Source organism: Arthrobacter sp. K410C (assembly GCF_059090105.1).
Genome location: NZ_JBNHFJ010000011.1, coordinates 109,828 through 126,165, shown reverse-complemented (window position 1 = coordinate 126,165; position 16,338 = coordinate 109,828). Strand labels below are relative to the sequence as shown.

At 59.1% G+C, this 16,338-nt stretch carries 12 protein-coding genes and 1 pseudogene; 10 read left to right on the top strand and 3 right to left on the bottom strand.

Annotated features, from left to right (window positions below; all coding sequences use genetic code 11):
- A pseudogene (locus AC5RU7_RS15690) lies at positions 1-209 on the top strand (acetyl-/propionyl-CoA carboxylase subunit alpha); the annotation flags it as partial.
- 1,233 nt (positions 210-1,442) lie between these two features.
- Positions 1,443-2,426: an NAD(P)H-quinone oxidoreductase gene (locus AC5RU7_RS15685; RefSeq protein WP_494053007.1), complete on the top strand. Its 984-nt coding sequence runs from the start codon at positions 1,443-1,445 to the stop codon at positions 2,424-2,426.
- Here AC5RU7_RS15685 and AC5RU7_RS15680 read toward each other — a convergent pair.
- A complete protein-coding gene (locus tag AC5RU7_RS15680; RefSeq protein ID WP_494053006.1) occupies positions 2,421-2,636 on the bottom strand; it encodes a hypothetical protein in 216 nt (71 codons plus the stop codon). The genes AC5RU7_RS15685 and AC5RU7_RS15680 overlap by 6 nt on opposite strands.
- Positions 2,637-3,036: 400 nt before the next feature.
- Between AC5RU7_RS15680 and AC5RU7_RS15675 the strand changes: the two genes are divergently transcribed.
- Positions 3,037-3,546 (top strand): hypothetical protein, encoded by a 510-nt coding sequence (locus AC5RU7_RS15675; RefSeq protein ID WP_494053005.1) that lies wholly within the window; start codon positions 3,037-3,039, stop codon positions 3,544-3,546.
- A complete protein-coding gene (mobF, locus tag AC5RU7_RS15670; RefSeq protein ID WP_494053004.1) occupies positions 3,543-5,534 on the top strand; it encodes a MobF family relaxase in 1,992 nt (663 codons plus the stop codon). Before AC5RU7_RS15675 ends, mobF begins: the two co-directional genes overlap by 4 nt.
- A 281-nt stretch (positions 5,535-5,815) precedes the next feature.
- Here the strand turns inward: mobF and AC5RU7_RS15665 are convergent, their stop codons facing one another.
- Positions 5,816-6,223: a hypothetical protein gene (locus tag AC5RU7_RS15665; RefSeq protein WP_494053003.1), complete on the bottom strand. Its 408-nt coding sequence runs from the start codon at positions 6,221-6,223 to the stop codon at positions 5,816-5,818.
- Between the two features lie 172 nt (positions 6,224-6,395).
- Between AC5RU7_RS15665 and AC5RU7_RS15660 the strand changes: the two genes are divergently transcribed.
- The 3 genes from AC5RU7_RS15660 (at position 6,396) to AC5RU7_RS15650 (ending at position 9,508) form a co-directional block, all read left to right on the top strand.
- Positions 6,396-7,112, top strand: coding sequence for a response regulator transcription factor (locus AC5RU7_RS15660; RefSeq protein WP_494053002.1), 717 nt, complete (start codon positions 6,396-6,398; stop codon positions 7,110-7,112).
- A 280-nt stretch (positions 7,113-7,392) separates the two neighbouring features.
- Positions 7,393-8,478, top strand: coding sequence for a sensor histidine kinase (locus AC5RU7_RS15655; protein ID WP_494053001.1), 1,086 nt, complete (start codon positions 7,393-7,395; stop codon positions 8,476-8,478).
- Between the two features lie 256 nt (positions 8,479-8,734).
- On the top strand, positions 8,735-9,508 hold the full coding sequence (locus tag AC5RU7_RS15650) for a DUF6994 family protein (RefSeq protein WP_494053000.1): 774 nt from the start codon (positions 8,735-8,737) through the stop codon (positions 9,506-9,508).
- 624 nt (positions 9,509-10,132) lie between these two features.
- On the opposite strand, the gene AC5RU7_RS15645 is transcribed toward AC5RU7_RS15650, so the two are convergent.
- Positions 10,133-11,905, bottom strand: a complete 1,773-nt coding sequence (locus AC5RU7_RS15645; protein ID WP_494052999.1) for a DUF4209 domain-containing protein — start codon at positions 11,903-11,905, stop codon at positions 10,133-10,135.
- A gap of 526 nt (positions 11,906-12,431) precedes the next feature.
- Here AC5RU7_RS15645 and AC5RU7_RS15640 point away from each other — a divergent pair.
- The 3 genes from AC5RU7_RS15640 to AC5RU7_RS15630 are packed head-to-tail and all read left to right on the top strand — an operon-like array spanning position 12,432 to position 16,134.
- Positions 12,432-12,614, top strand: a complete 183-nt coding sequence (locus tag AC5RU7_RS15640) for a hypothetical protein (protein WP_494052998.1) — start codon at positions 12,432-12,434, stop codon at positions 12,612-12,614.
- Positions 12,615-12,628: 14 nt separating this feature from the next.
- The gene (locus AC5RU7_RS15635) at positions 12,629-13,282 is read left to right on the top strand and encodes a hypothetical protein (protein WP_494052997.1); all 654 of its coding nucleotides are present in this window, start codon (positions 12,629-12,631) and stop codon (positions 13,280-13,282) included.
- Entirely contained in the window at positions 13,282-16,134 is a 2,853-nt protein-coding gene (locus tag AC5RU7_RS15630) for a hypothetical protein (RefSeq protein WP_494052996.1), read from the top strand. Before AC5RU7_RS15635 ends, AC5RU7_RS15630 begins: the two co-directional genes overlap by 1 nt.
- The last annotated feature ends 204 nt before the right edge of the window (positions 16,135-16,338 follow it).

The window sequence follows — 16,338 nt, the reverse complement described above, 5'->3', positions numbered from 1 at the left end:
TCGGCAAACTCATCTGCTGGGGCAAAAACCGCGACGAAGCCATCGCCCGCACCATCCGCGCCCTCGACGAACTCGTCATCGAAGGCATCACCACCACTGCACCCTTCCACAAAAAAATCCTCGAAACCGATCAATTCGAAAGCGGAAACTTCAACACCGCATTCGTCGCCGAACTCTTGACCCCCATCCACTTAAGCGCAGACTCATAAATATGGTCATCGTCCCGATGCATGACACCTACTCCCCGCCCGTCGCCACGACCGGCGCGAGGTAGGTGGCCCTACAGAAGTTTTCGCTAACTCTTGCTTACGTATACCGGTTCTTCACCCCAGCGCGACCGGGACCCTTTAGAGTCCGTTACTCGCGCGCCGTTGTACAAGAGCCTAGGGCCGGGATGAAGACTCGGTTGCAAGGAGAGCAATAGCCCGCGTGCTGCCCCTATTCAGCCAAGCAAACTCGTTACAGGGCTCTGCCAACGTCTTCTGTCCCAGGCCTGGTTCCTTAGGTTCCTTGGGGGCACCGGCGCTGTCAATCAAGGATCCTGGTAGCAAGACCCGCGGGTTGTCACTTTCTAATCAACGTCCTGAGAGTAAGGATTCACAATCATGCACGCAGCACCTGACCATCTCGTCATAACCGTTGAGACTCGGATGGAGCTGGACGCCGCCCTAAATGAAGCGGTGAATCTCCTGAAACCAGAGGCCGTAGCTCAACGAGCCGGCATCCTAGTAACACGATTCGCCCCAGGCCACTTCGAAGCGCGTCTGAACCGCAACGTCCCCGCTGGCATGACAGTCGAAAAGTGGGGTTGTGAACCGCAATGAATGAAACGTGGAGAGGTACCTCGAGGGCGCCCGCCGTATGCAGGCGGTGCAGCACAGGGTTCACCGAAGAAGTGCTATGCCTTGAACAAGGGCGCGTTCAGTTCCTTCGCCTACTGCGTCGCTCTCCACTCCCATCGCGCCGGAGTACCTAGACTCATGTTTGGGGAATTCCGATTGAGGCACACCCCAACCGGACAACGGAAATTGATGCTCCGCGGCAAGGCGGGGAAGACGTATGCAATCGCCGCCCACAGCCGGGGACATTTCTCCTGGGTTAACCACGACCACTGCGGCCAAGCAGCTACCCCAACTGCGCTTACTGCCTGGCGTGGATAATCTGAATTGACCTTAGCCATGGACGGATCAAATCCACCACCAGTTCCGGCGTCGTTATCAGCAAGGACAGGTTGGCGCCACAAAAACTTGACGGAAGACCGGTTATGGGTGCCCAAAGACCGCACCACCAGAATCCGCAAAACCGCAACCAAGAAATGGTTTGGAACCGATTCAATGTTAAAGGAGCGGAATGGAACGCTAACAGCTCAGAGAAAAGGCATTACTGGACATCAATACCGGCTCGACTTGACCGAGCACACCAGCAGATAGAGGAGCTTTTACGTGCGCGCAGTAGTGACAGAAGGTTTCGGGGGCCCCGAGATCATGCGGGTCGCCGAGGTCCCCGACCCAGTGCCGGCCGCGGGTGAGGTCGTCATCGAGGTCGCCGCGGCCGGCGTGAACCGAGCGGACCTGCTCCAGCGTGAGGGGTTCTACCCGCCGCCCGCCATGGCATCGCCGATCATCGGGATGGAGTGCTCAGGACGGATCATCGAGGTCGGCGCGGACGTCGCCGATTGGCGCGTCGGCGACGAAGTGTGCGCGCTCCTGGCGGGCGGCGGATACGCCGAGAAAGTCGCCGTGCCGGCAGGCCAGCTGCTACCCGTCCCCGCCGGGGTGAGTCTGCGCGATGCAGCCGCTCTGCCCGAGGTCTACGCCACCGTTTGGTCGACCGTGTTCATGATGGCCGGTTTGGCCGAGGGTGACTCGTTCCTCGTGCACGGCGGAAGCAGCGGAATCGGGACCGCAGCGACTCAGTTCGCCGCGCACCGCGGGGCGCGGGTGTTTATCACGGCCGGAACTGAAGCGAAGCTCGCGCGCTGCCGCGAGCTTGGCGCAGACGTGGCGATCAACTACCGGACGAGCGATTTCGTCAACGAGGTGATGCAGGCCACCGATCAGCGCGGGATCGATGTTATCCTGGATCCGATCGGCGGCAGTTACACGCAGCGCGACCTCGCGGCCCTGGCGCGCGGCGGACGCATTATCTGCCTCGGGACCCAGGACGCCCCCTTCGGCACGTTCGACATCCGCACGCTCATGGCCAAGCGCGCCGCCATCATCGGAGCCACGTTGAGGGCGCGCCCCCTCGCCGAGAAGGCCGAGATCATCCGCGGCGTGCGTTCCGAGGTCTGGCCAACGATCGAGTCCGGCGCCATCGCCCCCGTAATCGACCGAGTACTCCCCCTCGCACAGGTCGCTGAGGCGCACCGCGTCGTAGCCTCGAGCGAGCACATCGGCAAGGTGCTCATCGACGTGGCGTCATGACATTTCAAACGCCGAAACTGGGGCCGGCAGGTTCGCGCGGAGGGCATCGGTCGACCAACACAGCCCGAACACGTAGTCGAGAGTAGGCGTGACAAAATCAAGCACGACGACGCCCTTCCGACGCAACTGCATGTCCCGTTCGGGAGAGTCCATCGCTAACCCACGTCCGTCCTTCACCGCGGCGACCATGCGCTCGACCGACAACCTCATGGACCCTGACCTGACACCGGTGACTCTTATTCGAGCCGACTTCCTCAGCTTGTCGTAACCGTCCAGCGGCCAGGTAGCCTCCGGTGCACGGCGAACACAATCAGATGTGGACGGCCACGATTAGCAGCCGCACCCATTATGGCTATGTGCAAAGAGCCGCAGGGCCACATCAATCTTACCCATCAGTGCCTCCGCCTGCACCGACACAACGGATTCAAACTAACAGGCATTGAAAGACCCTCCCGCAGCCCCGAAGCCAGAACCGCGCACCACCACCGGACCGCTGGTCGACCGTCAACGACCTCCTCAACAGCTCACACCTCTGGCATCCAAGGCCTTCAGCGTGAGCGCTCCCCACGTCTGGTCATGTCGCGAGCTGACCTCACGCGGATGAACACTCGTGACCATCAAGAATTGCGAAGAGTGCACCAAGGGCTTCGAGTCTTCCCGCAACACCCAGCGCTTTTGCTCAAAGCGCTGTGGCAACAGGCAGCGTGATCGTCGACGTCGGGCTCGCAACGGCCCTGCCCAGTCACCCAAAACGGGTTCGCTGATCACTGACCTCCAAGCCCAACTGGAAGCAACCAGGCGACAGCTAGAGTCCAAAACAAGATCCTGCCAGCGGCACCGGGACGTACTTCAGTCCAAGCTCCGTTCCCAAGCCGGTGAAATTGATCGACTCAACGCGGAGAACTCAGAACAAAGAGTCGGCAACAACCTCCTCCAGGCCGAGGTCGCCCGCCTCAAACGCGCACAAAGAATTAATGTCCAGGACCTGGCTCATATCTCGGCCTGGCTGGTCTCCCTTGCCCATGCAAATGGCATCGCACTTGATCAAACGACGCTGGACATTTTCCGCCGTCGTGGATGGAATCCATCAAAGCGCTTAGTTGGAGCCCCGCGGCTATGACGATGTCCATCGCCCGGCTCTCGGCACAATCAGGGCTGTGCTACCTGTTCAAAACCACGATGATGGCTGACCTCACTACCACTCCCCCAGACGCCACCACCTACTACATGAAGGCAGGCACACCGGAAGGCCGATGGATCGGCAGTGGACTCAAAGGAATCAACAGGACCGCCGCTGAGCCCGTCACCGAAACAGACGCGAAAGCCGTCTTCGGCGTAGCAGTCCACCCCGATACTGGCGAACCGCTGGGCCGCCCCCACAGCCAGCCCACCGCCGTAGCCAACGGGACCGGCCCACTCACGGTGAGACACGCCGTCGTCGGTTTCGACCTGACCTTCAGCGTGCCAAAATCGGTGTCCGTCCTCTGGGCACTCAGCCCACGCAGCACCCAGGACCGCATCTTGCAAACCCATCACCACGCCGTCGAGCAAACTCTTGGCTGGCTCGAAGAGAACGTCATCCATACCCGCGCCGGACGGAATGGCGTAGCCCACCTCGGCACAATGGGTGCCATCGCCGCAGCCTTCGACCACTGGGAATCTCGCACAGGCGACCCGCAGCTCCACACGCACTTGGTCATCGCTAACCGCCTCCAGCGCATCACCGATGGAGCCTGGGTCACCCTCGACTCCCGCACCCTGTACAAGGCCGCGGTCGCCGCCAGCGAACACTACAACGGACTCCTCTTTGACGGCCTCCACCGGCAACTGGGATCCGACACCGACAGCCGCAACCCCGTCACCAGCACCCAGAATCCGAGCCAGCAGCTCACAGGCATAGACGAAGAACTCATCCGCGAGTTTTCAAACCGGTCCCGTCTCATCAATGTGGAAACTGACCGCCTCGTCGCCGAATGGGTCACGGAACACGGTCATCCGCCAACTTCAGCAACCATCATCAAGCTTCGTCAACAGGCCACTCTAACCACCCGCATCCCCAAGGCCGAGCTGCCCACACCTCTACGTGAACTCTCGAACCAATGGCGGGAACGAGCGATTGCCAAGGGATTCCAACCGGCCGACGTCCTCGCCGCCACCATCAACCGCTCCCGGGTTTCCCCCTTTGCATTTACCGACCTCCCTCCTGATTGGGTCGGCGCCGTCGCCACCCTCGCCCGAGAACGTGTCGCTGGCAAACGCTCAACCTGGAATCGCTGGAATCTCCTCGCCGAGGCCGAAAGGGTTTGCGCTCAGATCCGTTGCTGCTCTGCTTCAGACCGGAATGCACTGATGGATGCCGTCGCCACCGCCGCCGAGCATCAGTCCGTGCCGCTGAACGAGTACCGGTACGCCGCTGCGCCAGATGCCGGGGCGGACCTTCGGTTCAGGCAAGGCAGCGTCTTCGACTTCCACGGAACGCGCCTCTACACAGACACCTCCACGCTCGCCTGCGAGGACGCCATCATGATGGCAAGGAACGACGACGGCGGTCCAGTCGTCCCCGCGGACGTCATCATGAATTCACTCGAGCGGGTCCGAGAGGCCGACAAGCCGGAGCTGCACTCCGATCAGCGCGCCGCCGTCGCCAACGTCCTCCTCAGCGGCAATCGCCTCGACGCCATCGTCGGCCCGGCCGGTACGGGAAAGACCACGACCCTGAGCGCGGTCAAGGCGATATGGGAAGCGGAGCACGGCGCCGGCAGCGTCGTAGGGCTTGCCCCAGCGGCGGCAAGTGCGGAAGTGCTGGGGCGCGAACTCGCTATGGCCACCGAGAACGTGGCGAAGTGGTTGCATGAGTCGGTGGGCAGCGGGGCGAGTTCACGGGCCGGGCGCTTCTTCGACGTTCAGGCCCGTCTGGCGAGCGCCCATGTCGGCGAGCGCCGGCCCCTCGCACTAGCACAGGAAGCTGCCCGCCTCGCTGCAACTCAGCAGCAATGGTGCTTCCACTCGGGTCAGCTCGTCATCATCGATGAAGCCTCCATGGTCTCCACGTTCCAACTCGCCGCCCTGGTCCAGCAAGCGCAGGAGGCTCGGGCGAAGCGAAATTAACAATTGTTAAAGTCAGGAAAATCTAGAAGCGGATTTGTTAATCTTCGTGCGTTCTGGACAACAGGTGTCCAGTTCGCTTGAACATTAACAATCGGCCCATCGTTTGCCGGGTCTTTTAGGGTCGAAATTAACAATGGGCCGGACCTGAGCGTAGCTCCTACATTAACAATTTGTGCTTGCCTTGAATGCCCCGGCCACCGGTCGAACTAGCATGGGCTGCCTCCTTCTGCGTCTGTCGCAGAAGGAGGGTTTCGACCTGCCGGTTTTGAGCTCGACAGCAGTTATTGGCCGCACATGGTTGAGAAGTTCTGGAAAGCTGCCAGAAGGGTGCCTGGGCCGGAGATCGAGTACCCATCGAGTGCTGCACCGACTTGCTCGCCCTGGAAAAGCCACTCTACTTTCTCGGGAGGCAGCTTAAGGCCAATTTGGCGGAACTCCTGCGCGAAACTGACGAGCTCGTGCTCACTCTGGGATTGCTGGGCTGCCGAGGCGATGTGACACATCCGGGCCACCGGGTCGTCCGAAACATCGTCTGTTGGATCTGAAGGGCTGGACAAGAAGGCGATGCCCAGGCCAATTGCGAAGGTGATCAGAATGGCTGGCCATGCCGAGCCGCGCTGGGATGGAGCACTTTGTGGCAGTCTTCCTGTTGGCTGCCATGGGCCTTGGGGCCCCGTTTCCTGATACATGTCAGCTCCTTTCGGGTTCTCGCTGCATGCGAAGAGTTTCGCGCTATCCCAGGGGTTGCCGAATCGACCCCTGGAAGCAATTTCTCGCTTGCATCCATAGATGGAGGAACACCACCTTGGGCAGGATGCTCAGGACGGGGATACTTGGCTACACAGAGGAGGAGGTCTGCCCATGGAAGGCGTCTCAGACCGGATCCGCGTCGTCCTCATCGACGATGAGGAGCTCATCAGGGCAGGGCTCGCCCTCGTGCTCGCGACCGAACCGGACATCGAGGTGATCGGTGAGGCTGGAGACGGCACCTCCGGAATCAAGGCGGTCGCGTCCCTTCGTCCCGATGTCGTTGTCATGGACGTACGCATGCGAGGAACCGACGGGGTCACCGCAACCCGCCTTCTCAACTCCAAAGAGTTCGAAACAGAACATGGAGTGCCCCCGCCCGTACTGATCCTGACCACGTTCGGCGATGACGGGGACGTCGAGACAGCGCTGCGTTCGGGGGCTGCAGGATTCCTCCTGAAGAACTCAGCACCCCAGATCCTCGCTGCGGCTATCAGGGCATTGGCCCGAGGGCAGGGCTGGATCGACTCATCGGTGACGCGGAGCCTGCTTCGCCAATTCACCAACGCTCCGCCACGCCAATCCGCCCAGACAACACGGCGTCCGACTGGCCAGGAAGAGCTGCGCGATCTCACGCAAAGGGAGCAGGAAGTGCTGGCGGCCATGGCCCGAGGGCTCAAGAACAGCCAGATAGCCCAGGAACTTTTCCTCAGCGAGACGACCGTCAAGTCCCACGTGCACCGCATTCTGATGAAGCTCGGCCTCACCGACCGATCTCAGGCCGTGGCTGTTGCTTTCCGCTCCGGCCTGATGCAACCAAAGGGCGAATGAGCCATTAATCCTCCGGGTGGAGAAGCCTGCTTCCGGGGATGGATGCGCAGCAGGGAAGTTTGGTCGAGACTCGGGCTACAGGAATTGAAGTGATTGCGTCTCCTAAGGAGGTGTCGCCATGGGCCACTCACCCAAGCCGACTGTCGCGGCAAGCCCTGTTCCACGACATATGTATTGGCGGAAGCTACTCACAGCCCCGACGAAGAGTGACATCCTCACTACCGCCGCAGCCGTCGCCTTCGATCTTGTCGGTATGTGGCTGAACTGGGCAGGCGGCTTTATGCCTCAGGACCCTCTGGCAGTGGGCCTGTACATCCTCATCGGCTTGCCGCTCCTGGCCTGGCGGCATATGGCCCCTCTAGCGATCTTCATGCTTATCTGGGCCCACCAACTCCTGGCAATCCCAATCTTCGCCCCCGAGGTCTTCTCACCCGGGGTCCAAGCCATAGATGTGACCGCTCCAGCACCCGTCTCGGGCGTCCTCGTCGCCATCGCCGCGCTTGCTTCCGACAAGCCGTTTCGCATCTCCATCCCCGCGGCCATCGGCGCATGGATTCCGTTCTTTATTGTCTATGCTCGAGACGGACTTGTGGGCTGGGAGCCCGGGGGCGTATTTAGCATGATGGTCGTTCTGGCCTCTGCGTGGTTCATCGGCTGGCTGCTCGGCCGGAACCGCCGCCGGATACGACAGCTCCAGCAGCTGCAAAAAGACGCCGCAGCGGCGGTGCTCGAGGAGCGAACCAATATCGCCGCGGAGCTCCACGACATCGTCTCCCACGCTGTGACGGTCATGACCCTCCACGCTGCAGGAGCAAGCCGCATCATTGACCAGGACCCTGCCCGCGCTGCGGAGGCCTTGGAGGTGATTGAACGGGTCGGCTCCCAGACCATGGACGAGCTCCGGCGACTCCTGGAGCTGATGAGGGCCAACGGTGCAGGAGTTGAAGCGCTCCATAGCCTGCATGACCTGGAGGCACTGGTTTCCCCGGTCCGATCGGCCGGTATCGACGTGCAGGTTTCCTCCATTGGGGATCCCCGGCCGCTGGATCCGAGCGTCGACCATGCCGCCTTCCGCGTCGTGCAGGAAGCCCTCACGAACGTGACAAAACACGCAGGGACAAGCACCAGAGCGACTGTCGAGCTGCACTGGACAGTGGACCGCCTTCAAGTTGAGGTCCGTGACGACGGAGGATCAAACCCGAAAGTGACCACACCATCCGGCTACGGCCTCATCGGTCTCCACGAGAGGGTCGCACTCGTCGGCGGCCTTCTCGTGTACGGGCCTGAAGGCGAGGGTTTTGCAGTTCGAGCCGAACTTCCTATCGCTGCACAGACCCCGGCACAATTCGACACCAGCCTTGATTGATGTCTCTGCACCATTACGGGTCGCGTGCACAGCGAGCGGAAAGAGCGAGCCAAAGCTTGCAAATCCAGGGACAAGACCGATACATAGTCACTCTGACAACACGCGTGCGCGCGTCCGGTCGGCGGTCGCTGCTCTCTCCTCTCTCTCTTTGGCGTCCAATGCCGCCGAAGATTAACATCCAATTGCCTGCTCAACCGCGGTTGTTTCAGCTGCAGGCTCCGCGGTTCGCAATGGGCGGGCACATAGACTTCCTGCCATGCGCGTCTTCGACATTGCCTTCAACTACCTGCTCGACACCACGCCTCCAGGAAAGGACCCGGACTCCCATAGTCCGCGGCTAAAGGCTGACCATCAGCTGCTCTGGAAGAAGGAGCTATGCAAGGGGCAGCTGTTCGAACTGGAGGTCTCGGAAGTTCCCAAGGTGCGTCGGAAAAACTACCTGATGTTCGAGCAGACGCCTGACAAATGTTTCACGGTCGGCAGTGACGCCATCACGAACTCCTACACCAGGTGGGGGAAGCCCAAGGCCTTGGTCGAGGCTAAGGCCGAGTTGAGTGAGGAGCAGAAGCGCCGCTATTTCGACCCGCCGTACACGATCGGCAGCGCCATGATCTGGCCCGTCCGGAGAATACACCTGCCCACCCTCAACACCGCCAGGGGAATGCGGATACGGATTGCGGATCGGATGGACCTGACTCTGGAATGCATCCGGCGCCACTACGCCAAGGAGTCAGGCAGCCCCCTCGCCGACGTCACCACTAACTATGGGGACTTCTTCGAACTCTTCTGCACGTTCGAGAAGTTCGTGGAGTTCTTCCACTTCCAGGATCTCGTGACGCCGGAGGGGAAGATCGCCTTCTTCCTCGATGAGGATGAGGACAAAGTCTTCACGCGCCTCGGCGTCCCGATCACGAAGGACGAGTACATCAGGGTTCAGGAAGCCTCGCTGAAGTTCATAGCGTTGCGGGCGAACCGGATGGCCGACTGGGTCGAGGAGAACCACCGCGACGTTGAGGTCCGACGGCCATAAACATCGGCCTGCCCCTGCCGGGTAATCCGAGAACAGGCGACGAATCACTGAGGCGCCGCCTGAGGAACTGAGAAGGGGGAAAACTAGCCTGCTGCCGCGTCCGGGCGGTCCGAAATTGACAATTGTTAAAGTGCGGAAAATCTACACGCGGAATTGTTAACTTCCAGCCGGAATGGACTGTTGTGTATCGACTTGTCCAATGCGGCCGCAAATTTAACAATCAGCCCTTGTTTTTACGGCCTTTTCGGCCCGTTCTTAAAAATCTTTGTGGCCAGTTGTGTGCCCGAAATTTAACAATTTCAAATGGCGGTCTTGGCTGCCCTCTTGCTATTTACAGAAGGTGACTGCGCAGAATGTCAGGTGTCCTCTGCCCTCATTGGGTTGAGGAAGCGATCGAGCGTCTCTAGCCGATCGCGCCCTCCCTCCCTCCCTCCCTCCCTCCCTCCCTCAGATAGGCGTGTTCGCCGAACAGCTGGAAAACAAAGCCGCTCGCCATGAGGACTGCCCGCCTTCGTCTGGTCCGGCTTGGCTCGTCTCCTAACCGCGGCGTCATGAATCCCAAAGGTCACGAGACGGATAGTCGCGCCAGCGAGGAGACCTTTAGTGAGCAATAAATCGCGCAGGTCATGACCAGACCCACCCGAGACGTCGCCGAAGTCGCCTCCGCGTCATCGTGGGCAAAGCTTCTAGACTCTGCTGATCAATATCGTTAGGCATGGCACAAAACAGCCCTGCAAGGCGAAGCAATAACGCAGATTGTTGCTCAGAAAAATCCATCATGAAGCCATGAGCAGCCAGGTTCCGGAGGTTCATCCCGGGCGTCAACAACGTCATTCGAAGCGCTTGAACCCAGTCGGAGTCGAGGTCCCGTTTAGCGAGGGCATCCACATAGAAGTCCATCGCGGGAAAACGCCCTGGAGAGTCGCCTCGCTGAGTTCGGTAGAGCGGCTCATCGAGTGTACGCAGCAGCCCTCGCGCTGCACTTTCGATCAGTGGAATCGAGAGTCTTGCCGAATCTGAATACTTCTCCGCCCAGTGAAGGGAGAGTGACTCAGAGAAGAAGTGTGCAAGGGATCGATCTGCTGAGAGCGTTTCCACCATCCAGACTGTAACTTCATCAGCTCGCGGCATTGGGAAGCGCTGGCGAATATGTTCCAGTTCAAGCGCAAGAAGGTGCGCCGTTGTGCTGAGGGTGGTTGTTTCGGTCCGTGTGATTTCTTCTTCCATGAAGTCATCGTTGGTGCGCTCTGGAAGGCCATGTGTCCCGTAGACCGTACGGGTGATGAGTGATCTTATCGATCCCGCCGCTGCCTTTTGGGCGCTTTTCTTGTTTGCTTCGTGGTCTCCGGACGGTGATGGACTGGCCAGGAACGTCATGAGGGCATGGCTCCAGTCACGTGCGCGACCGTACCTTCGAAGATGGGCGCGAAACGCGTTCTTGGACACTTTCACTTCGTGGTACACCGATTCCCAGCCCATGGAGTCGTGGTCCACGGACTGCATGACGAGCACCGCTTCGTCTTTGAGGTCGGACAGGCCATAGTCGGCAGCCAGACTTGCTGCGGCTTGCGCGTGATGCATCTTTACCATGCCATTGTCGTCCGCCCGGGCACGGGCTATGTACTGTTCGGTGTGCCAGCGGCGCGCTAATTCCAGTTCAGCCGGGTTATCCGCAAGTCGCGCAAGTGACTTGGCGATTTCATCAGTTAAAAAGGTCGAGGCTCCTCCGATAGTCAACAGACGACTGCGAATTCCCTCCCGCTCTTCTCCAGGAATGCTCCCGTCGCCGCGGGGGTCCGCGGAGAGCGCAGCCAAGAGAGTGAGTGCTGGCCCGCTTGTCTCCGGCCTACTCGCAAGAATCTCGCTTTTTATGTACATGGCCTGACGAACTGCCCGTTCTTCAGTCATTCTGCGTGATCGAGCAATGGTATTGGCTCTTGCTAGTGACAGCGCAACCTGCTGGGCGGAAACGTTCTCAAGTTCTGCCGCCTCTAAATAAGATTCGACAGTCGCCGATGCGTGGTCGGGCTTAGGCCTTACGCGAGCTGTCAGGAGAATGTCCGCTACGTGGGCCCGCATGGTAGAGGGCTGCAGAACGTCGTGCACTTCTGCCCAAAGGGACCACGCGCTTGACGGCGTCTCTGACATAGGACGAGTTACCGTGACGGAAAGCGCAGATTGGACGAGATTCACGTCGCCGGCAGTTCCGAAGTCCTCTTGCAGTTCGTACGAGAAGACGAAGTCTATTTCTGCTTGGAGACTTTGATCCAAGAGCTTATATTCTTCAGCGAAAGTGACCTGCTCCCAGATCTTCAACTGTTCATCATAGGGGGTCGCGACCTTTTCGAGTAGATCTGACACGACCTGAACATCCGCTGTATTGAACTCGTATGCCACGTTTCCTCTTTTCGACCACTCTCGGAGTGCGTTTCGGCGAGGCAGAAGTTTGCCGCCAATTGACTGTAACCTCTTCAGAAACGGTCAGCTGGAATGCCGAGAAGATATGCGAAATATAAGCCATTCGCCTCGGACGCCGTAGTATCCTCTCCGACTAACGTCGGCTGGATTTTTCTCCTCACCCACATTGTTCCCGGCGCCCCTGGGACGTGGTTAAAGAGGGCTACCCTGTGGTTCGATTTGTCAGGACCCTGTATGGCTGGTTTCTGCCTGCAGATAACTGAGTGTGGGCTCCACGGCACCGTCCCGTCCGGCTCCAGCGCCCCCTTCCGTGAAGCTTCTATTCCTGAACTTCGGTCACTCCTTCGTGTTCTGTTGGAAGCCACAGTTCCACCTGATTGCGGGGTGAATCGGCCCAACCGACAGGCCGGCGTCTTACGGCTAACTCTCGGTGGCCGCTGCTATGTTGAGAACGGGCCTGGAACCAACGTAATGGCACACAGGCGCAAGGAGCACAGAAACGACGGTGATCAGTTCCATGAAGGAAGCGCAATGGGAAGAACTGGACATGACGATCACGAAGATAGCGCCGTCTGCGTCCGGATTCTCGGCGAAGGGCGGCCATGGCCAGAAGAAGCAGCGGGTGCTCGCGAAACTGGATGCATTCTTTGATCGGTTCTTCGGATTGAGTAGCGGGACTCGCACCTAACAATGGATTGGTCAGTGCCAGACGAACGCCAAGCTCGTGTGATCGAGGCGCTTGAAAATCGAAGCACGAAACTCGCGGGAATATATAAGACTGCTTTGGACCTGTTCGCGTCCGATGGGCGCCCAGGCTGTGAGTCTGCCCGTATCTCCGTCATCTGTCACTGCATGAGAGAGCTCATGCTCGGCCTCCCCGACGTGATGTCTGATTCTGACAGCATCATCCGACGTCCAGACAAGTCTTCTGCCTCTTGGCTCAGAGAGCTTCCGGGTTTGTTAGCAAATCACCCTGATACCGACCTTGATCAAAACCAAGACTTGGTGCCCGTTCCCCGCCCCGTCGCGCGCGCACTATCTTCACTAGTAAGCGCCGCAACACAGGAGGAGGGGCGGAACCGTGCCAATACGGCCGCCCTAATCACAGGCGGATCTGATGCGCACCACCCCGCGATAAAGCAGTGGATGAATGCGTATCAATTTTTCGTCGGCTGGGCCCATCTGGATCGAGAGCACGAACGAGAAAGGTCGCTTCCCAGCGACCAGAAGTTGGTTGAAAACATGAGGGTCGTCGAGGACCTTATAGAAGTTCGTACAGCTCTTTTCTTCGCAAATCTCCACGCACTTGACGACCTGCTCGATGAAATTAATGATCAGGACGGGGAGAGCAAGTAATGACCGGTTACAAAGCACCTACGTCTGCGCAAATCGCTGAGGCAATCCGGCGAATACCCACGCCAGCGTTGCGCCGCGCGTTCTTTGAACGCCTCAAGAACCCGCTGTGGGTGGAACCCTTGGCGAGGGCCGGCATGTTTAGCAATCCTCCTGAACCGGAAATGACGGACGAGGGCCTCGTGCTGGATCACTACTGGCCCGAGATCGACTACTTGATCCGAGTTTCGCCAGCGGCACCTCAGGCCGTTGTGGACGTTCTACTGAAGCTTGTGCACAGTAATAACCCGTGGGTGCGGCGGGCCGCATTCACGATTGGTGCTGGGATACCGGCCAACGAAGCAGCCCGCCTGAAGCCCTTGCTAAAGGATTGGGAAACGAGCAGCTTCGGTTGGCGAACTGACCCGCGCGATATGGTCACCATGGCGGTGAACCTGCTTGACGGCGGGCAGCGCAAGATGGGTAAGTGGATGGCCGATCTACTGTTCCGTCCAACCGCTTCGGACACCAAGCACAAGCCGGATCTGGCAATCGACGAACACTGGTACCAGGAAGGTTTGCCACGAGTCGTCGACGCGCTGGGCGAGGATGCTTTCAGGGCAGTCATGCCTTGGCTTGAGGCATATGAGCGATGCTCAGGGCGCCTGACGGACAAGCTTGATTTCACAGAGATGTCACGAGATTCCATCCGCCACCGGAGCGACCACTATCCGTCAGTCGAGCAGACCCTTATTGACACCGCGAGGGATCTTGCTGCTGATGCAATGAGCAAGGCACCAAGGCACACTCGGATGGTGCTGGCCAAGAGCCCGATGCGCTTGGCCGTAAAGATCACCCTCTACGCGTTAACTGAGGCGTTCAGAGAAGACAAAGGCCAGAACTCCAGTGGTGATGAACTGCTTACTGTGGGTGAAGAGCTTCTGGCCGACAGCGACCTCTTTCATGACTCGTACCGCATTGAAGTTTGCGAACTGGCGAGGGAGATGGCGCAGAGACGGCCGGCTGCCCTAGGTCCGCTCCTTGACTTCGTCATCTCCGGACCGCGCACGGAGTTAGATGGGTTACGCGAGCGCCTCCGACGAGACGACGAGGACAGCGAAGAGGAGCTCGATCGACGCGTGGAGACAGTGCTTGCGGGCTGGAAGCATCGTTGGCTGTCATCCATCGGTAGCAAGGCGCTCCCGCCCGAGCTGAAATCGGTTCTAGCTGAAATGGACACCAAATTTGGCCCCATCGACTCGCCACTTTTGCCTGAGAATAGGGTGACCGGCTGGACTGGTCCGAATAGTCCTCTCTCACGAGACGACATGTCCGTCATGAGCCCAGAAGAACTCGTCTCTCATCTAGGAAGCTGGCATGACACCGGCGACGGGTGGGGTCCAGAGCCCTCGCATGAGGGGCAAGGCCGAGAATTGGCCGCATTACTCACGACAAATCCTCGGACACTCCAAGGTACAGACAATCTGGTTGATCGATTGCGACCCACCTACCTTCGCGCCATATTGCAAGGCTGGGAGGCTGCTCTAAAGGCAGGTCTTGAATTTGATTGGAGCGAGGCCAGCAGCCTTGTCTCAGATGTATTGGCGCACAGCGACACATCCTCGTTCCCCGTGGAAGGCGGTAATTGGGATGATGATGTTGACTTCCGGTGGGCCAAAAATGCCGCGGTGAGCCTGCTTGAGGAGATTGTAAAAAAGCGAGAAAGCCCCTATATTCCAGAAGAGTTTGTTTCCATCTTTGCCGATCTTTTGATTCATGCCGCTGACGATGAGACCGCCTGGCTGGAGTACGAATCGGACGAGAGCGAGATGGATCCTCTCGCTCTCTCCATCAACCGGCAGTGGCCAATCCGCCTTCACGGACTGGTCAACCTCATGGCTCATGGAAGGGCCGCTCCCTGGTACGGCGTGTCTCACGCCGCCTTCGAGCGGGAGATTGGTCGGCGGGACGAGCATGGTGCCTCTTCCGCCATCATCGGGGAGAGTCTCGGCAGGCTGCTTTCTGTCGATCCGGAGTGGCTTAGGGCTAAGAGCGCAGAACTGTTCGGAACAGTGGAAGGTCTTTCTCGCAATCAACAAATTGCGCTAACGACGGCAGTGGCCGTTCATCATTACCAACATGAGCTCTATGAGCTGCTTTCGCCCGGCATGATTGCAGCAGTCCGCTTGGCCGGAACTCTCGTTGCAGGCTGGCAGGGTCAGTCCCCTCCCCTGCAACGGATCGGCGAGTGGGTGGTGGATGCCATCATTTATGGTGATAAGACCCCCGATGATCCACTAGCCGAAGCGTTTTTCACTGGTGTTGAGCCGAAAATCCGAGGGGCGGCAATCGGTCGCATTGCATGGTCTTTCATGCATGCCCAATCAGTCGATACCACAATCCGCGACAGGCTGGCCGGCCTCTGGGACTCTCGAGTCGCCTATGTTCGCTTGCACCATGAGGCTAGACAAGAACTGGATGAGTTCTACTGGTTCGTGAGAAGCGGAAAATTTGATTCCTCGTGGTGGCTGCCCCGGCTGAAGGAGGCGGTGGAACTGGATCCAGGACTTGCTGCTCAGCGCTACGTGATTGGCAAGCAGATCGCAAGCGCAGCGGATTCCGATCCGCGTGGGGCATTTGAGGCGATCAAAGTATTGCTCATGAATCGTAAAGAAGGCGGCATGCGCACTTGGGATCTCGCTCGCAATGCAGTGCCCATGGTCATCGCGAGGGCGGTCGCGTCAGATGACGATTACCTAAAGGACGATGCCATCCGCTTCATGAACAAATTGGGAGAGGAAGGCAGCGCCGGTCTGGAAAAAGAAGTTGATGATGCGTTGAACGGTAAAATCACACAGAACGACGTCGGCGAATAAGGACCGATCGATCGATGAAGCGTTCAAAGAAGACGGGTCTCTGCCCCGTGTGGTGGTGATCTCTTGGTATTAGTGCTGCGACCGTTGCCTCATCGATCGCCCATCTACTTGTCCTCGGGCTCACAGATGCCCTTCTGGACGAGGTGGGATTTTCCCTCAGAAGTAACCCGTAAGAGCTCTCGGTCATTTCTTGCTCAGCGGCAG

What these genes read in the sequence shown, in the direction of transcription:
- AC5RU7_RS15680 (WP_494053006.1), bottom strand. Translation starts at nt 2,636, where the DNA reads ATGAGGTTGTCGGTCGAGCGCATGGTCGCCGCGGTGAAGGACGGACGT.
- mobF (WP_494053004.1), top strand. Translation starts at nt 3,543, where the DNA reads ATGACGATGTCCATCGCCCGGCTCTCGGCACAATCAGGGCTGTGCTAC.
- AC5RU7_RS15665 (WP_494053003.1), bottom strand. Translation starts at nt 6,223, where the DNA reads ATGTATCAGGAAACGGGGCCCCAAGGCCCATGGCAGCCAACAGGAAGA.
- AC5RU7_RS15660 (WP_494053002.1), top strand. Translation starts at nt 6,396, where the DNA reads ATGGAAGGCGTCTCAGACCGGATCCGCGTCGTCCTCATCGACGATGAG.
- AC5RU7_RS15655 (WP_494053001.1), top strand. Translation starts at nt 7,393, where the DNA reads ATGCCTCAGGACCCTCTGGCAGTGGGCCTGTACATCCTCATCGGCTTG.
- AC5RU7_RS15650 (WP_494053000.1), top strand. Translation starts at nt 8,735, where the DNA reads ATGCGCGTCTTCGACATTGCCTTCAACTACCTGCTCGACACCACGCCT.
- AC5RU7_RS15630 (WP_494052996.1), top strand. Translation starts at nt 13,282, where the DNA reads ATGACCGGTTACAAAGCACCTACGTCTGCGCAAATCGCTGAGGCAATC.